Raw genomic sequence first — 3,500 nt, 5'->3', positions numbered from 1 at the left:
TTGCAGCTATTCGGCGCAAAATGATTGAGCCAGCAATACGCGAATTGACTGAAAAAGACGGTTGGCTAATTCAGTGGCAAGCGATAAAGGCAGGGCGAAAGGTCAAGACACTACGCTTTGACTTCGTGCGCAACCCGCAAGGGAAGCAGGCCGTGCGGTCTGGACGCCGCCAGGCGGCCTAGCGGGTGCAGGGCGCAGCGCCTGCCGAGCGGAGGAATTTGCGCAGCAAATTCCGTAGTGAGTACAGAAGCGTTGCGCTTCGCTGCGGCGCGGCTACGATGGCCCATGGCCTACGCGATCCTCCGCACTGCCAAGCTGACCTCTCTGGGCAACGTCGGCGGCAGCGCGCGCCACACGTTCCGCGAGCGTCAGACCCCCAACGCCGACCCGGAGCGCACGGGCCACAACCGGACTACCGGCGCCCAGTCGGCCCGCGAAGTCATTGCGGGTGTGAATGCCCGGCTGGCGACGGTGCCGACGGTTCGGAAAAATGCGGTCCTGGCGGTTGAGTATTTCATCGGCGCTTCTCCCGAATGGTTCAAGGAAAAATCCACCCAGGAGCGAGAAGCCTATTTCGATGCGGCAGAAAAGTGGCTGCGATTACGTCACGGTGAAGAAAACGTCATTGCTTTTAATCGGCAGTACGACGAAACCAGCCCGCATTGCACTGCCTACGTGGTTCCAATTGACCCTAGAGGCCGGCTCAATTGCTCGTACTTCCTCGATGGGCGTGAAAAGCTAAGCTTGATGCAAACCGAGTTTGCCGAGAAGGTAGGCCGACGGTTCAGCCTGGAACGGGGCATCGAAGGCAGCAAGGCTAAGCATCAGACCATCAAGCAGTATTACGCCAAGATTCAGGAGCCAGTTCAGCACATCCAAGTCACACCGGAAGGTGTGCAGCCCAAGATTTTGAGAAAGGGATTGATAACCAGCGACTACGAAACGCCAGAGTTAATAGCACAGCGGATCACTAAGCACGTTCAGGCCGCCTACGCGCCAGCGCTGGAGGCAGCCAAGCAGCACCACGCGGAGAAGGCCGCCAAGGCCGCCAGAGAGGCCCGGCTGGTCGAGTTGAGGGCCAAGGCCATCGTTCCTCACGATCTGCCCTTGGAGGCCGTTCTGGAGCGCCTGGGCTACGAGCGCGACGCCAAGGAGCGGACGACCTGGCGCACGCCGGCGGGCCGCCTCACGGTGAACGGTGCGACGTTTAACGCGCATGAGTTGGGGTGGGGCGGCAGCGGCGCGGTCAACCTGGTCAGGCTCATCGAGCAGACCGACTTCAAGGGCGCGGTGAACCTGCTGGCCAGCGAGTTCGGCACGGCGCCTGTGCTGTCCCAGGTAGTCGCGGACATGCGCGGACGTACCGAGGCCGCGGCAAGGGCTCCAAAACGCGTCTACGCGCCTCCAGAGCCCTCCCAGGACCATTGGCCGAGGGTGAGGCACTACCTCACCGAAATTCGCAGCCTGGGCGCGCAGCTGGTGGACAAGCTCTGTGAGCTTGGAAAGCTCTACGCGGATCGCTTCGCGAACGCGGTGTTCGTGCTGGGCAACGGTGAAGGCGTCGAGCTGCACGGCACGGGCGAGATGCCGTTTCACGGCGTCCGGGGAGCGAGACAGCCCTTTACCCTGCTCACGGCACGCGGAGCGCCGCAGAAGGTCGCTTTCGTGGGCTCAGCCATCGAGGCCTTGAGCCTCTACGAGCTGGGCTTTGAAGGTCGCGTTATGTCGCTGGCCGGAAGCACTGCGACCGAAGCAAAGAAGCAAGCCGACCGGGTGCGTCAGGAGGGCTTGACCGTCGTGGCGGCCTTCAGCAACGACAGAGCCGGTGAGCAGTTGAGCGCGCATCTAGGACAGGCTAGGCAGCGGATCTATCCGGGCCACGGCAAGGACTGGAACGAGGCCCTGCGCTACGAGCGTGCAACACCTGGGCAGCGACTCGTGCTGGAGCAGCAGAAGCTCATCCAGCAGCAGCGCACGCACAGCCGGGGCGGACCCAGGATCGGCTAGCCACCAGCCCTTAGCGCCTTGATTCGTCACGGTGACGAATTGCGGCCAGTTCGACGTTCACCAACTCCAGCGAGGTGAACAGGCTCTCGATGTGCAGGCTCAGGCGGCTTGTCGCATCACTGCGTTCTTGCAGTGCCTGCAGCCACTCCCGCTCAAGCGCTAAGAGCTCCACCTCCAAGCTGTTGCGCTCTGCTTCCAACTGAATCCGTGCATCCATGCCTGCGGCTGCGGCAAGGCGGGGACCATTCAAGCCCCGGGAAAAGCCGCCTTTTCCCTCCGGGCGCATGGCTGTTTCTCCCCCTGCGTGTAGCAGGGGGCTGGGGGGTGTAGCGGGGGGCGTGCGCGCGTCAGCGCGCAATGGTCAGGCCCCCTTGGGGGCCCTGGAGTGAAAGCGCCGCCATAGATGCGCTAGAGCGCCCCCGGCAACTCTCCCTTCTTCCGGGTCCTATCCACAGCCTCCAAGTTGTCCGCTGAGCGTTGGACAGCAGGCAGGCGCGTTTTTCAGGTTTATAGAGTTTTTGTATCGGGCGCGCGCGCGTTAATTAGAGGGTGAGCACCTGAACTCTGCCTTTTTCCGGGTTTCATCTGCCTTTTTCCGGGTTTCATCTGCCTTTTTCCGGGTGCTATCCACACTCTGCCATTGACCAACAACGGCAGGTAAGTGTTACTCTGCCATTGTTCGTTGACGGCAGAAAAACCCGGAGTTCGGCAGAAATGGCTAAGTCAAAGAGCCCGAAAGAAGTTGCTGTCGCCGCCCGCAAACTTGCGGGATACGACGTCGCCAATCTGGAACGCCCTGCGGGCGACCGCTACGTGAACATGAGCACTGCGCTAACGCGAGCGGGGCACGGTCTTACGCTCGCTGAAAAGCGCCTTGTAGCTATGGCAGCGTCAAAGCTTGATAGTCGGCAGCCACTCTCAGCTGGTGAAGTACCACGCACTCGGATCACGGCTTTGGAATATGCCAAGGCCTTCCAAGTTGATCCCAATACAGCATACGAACAGCTACAAGACGGCGCCAAACACCTTTTTGATAGATACATTACTTTTTATGAGCCTGCACATAAGCGTGGTGGCAAGCCAATAGAACCAACAAAGAAACAAATGCGCTGGGTTGGGCAAGCAGATTATCAAAAAGGAGAAGGCTGGGTAGAGCTTCACTGGTGGCCGAGTTTATTGCCCCACTTGGTTGGATTGAACGAGCAATTCACCAGCTACCAGCTACGACATGCCAGCGCCTTGCGATCTAACTACTCATGGAAGCTGCTTGAATTGCTGTCGTGTTTTGAATCTACTGGATGGGCAGAATATAGCATTGAAGATTTTGCTGTTTCAATGGATGCTACAGAAAAACAGATCAATGACTTTGCAGCTATTCGGCGCAAAATGATTGAGCCAGCAATACGCGAATTGACTGAAAAAGACGGTTGGCTAATTCAGTGGCAAGCGATAAAGGCAGGGCGAAAGGTCAAGACACTACGCTTTGACTTCGT

The 3,500-nt window shown here is 59.1% G+C and carries 3 protein-coding genes and 1 pseudogene; 3 read left to right on the top strand and 1 reads right to left on the bottom strand.

Annotation, left to right across the window (positions count from 1 at the left end; translation table 11 throughout):
* A pseudogene (locus tag HHL10_RS29905) lies at window positions 1–182 on the top strand (hypothetical protein); the annotation flags it as partial.
* A 103-nt stretch (window positions 183–285) separates the two neighbouring features.
* Window positions 286–2,007: a MobV family relaxase gene (gene mobV / locus HHL10_RS29900; protein ID WP_169164072.1), complete on the top strand. Its 1,722-nt coding sequence runs from the start codon at window positions 286–288 to the stop codon at window positions 2,005–2,007.
* 10 nt (window positions 2,008–2,017) lie between these two features.
* Here the strand turns inward: mobV and HHL10_RS29895 are convergent, their stop codons facing one another.
* Complete coding sequence (locus HHL10_RS29895; RefSeq protein WP_169164071.1) at window positions 2,018–2,293, bottom strand: hypothetical protein; 276 nt, start codon at window positions 2,291–2,293, stop codon at window positions 2,018–2,020.
* A gap of 428 nt (window positions 2,294–2,721) precedes the next feature.
* On the opposite strand from HHL10_RS29895, the gene HHL10_RS29890 reads away from it, so the two are divergent.
* The coding region (locus HHL10_RS29890; RefSeq protein WP_169164070.1) for a replication initiation protein at window positions 2,722–3,500 on the top strand (779 nt) is incomplete at its 3' end.

This window comes from Azohydromonas caseinilytica (assembly GCF_012927045.1).
Taxonomy (GTDB): domain Bacteria; phylum Pseudomonadota; class Gammaproteobacteria; order Burkholderiales; family Burkholderiaceae_C; genus Azohydromonas; species Azohydromonas caseinilytica.
The sequence above is the reverse complement of the archived record's forward strand: the minus strand, read 5'-3'. Positions and strand labels throughout refer to the sequence as shown.

Bases quoted from the DNA above. Each gene is read 5' to 3' on its own strand.
- mobV (WP_169164072.1), top strand. From the start codon at position 286: ATGGCCTACGCGATCCTCCGCACTGCCAAGCTGACCTCTCTGGGCAAC.
- HHL10_RS29895 (WP_169164071.1), bottom strand. From the start codon at position 2,293: ATGCGCCCGGAGGGAAAAGGCGGCTTTTCCCGGGGCTTGAATGGTCCC.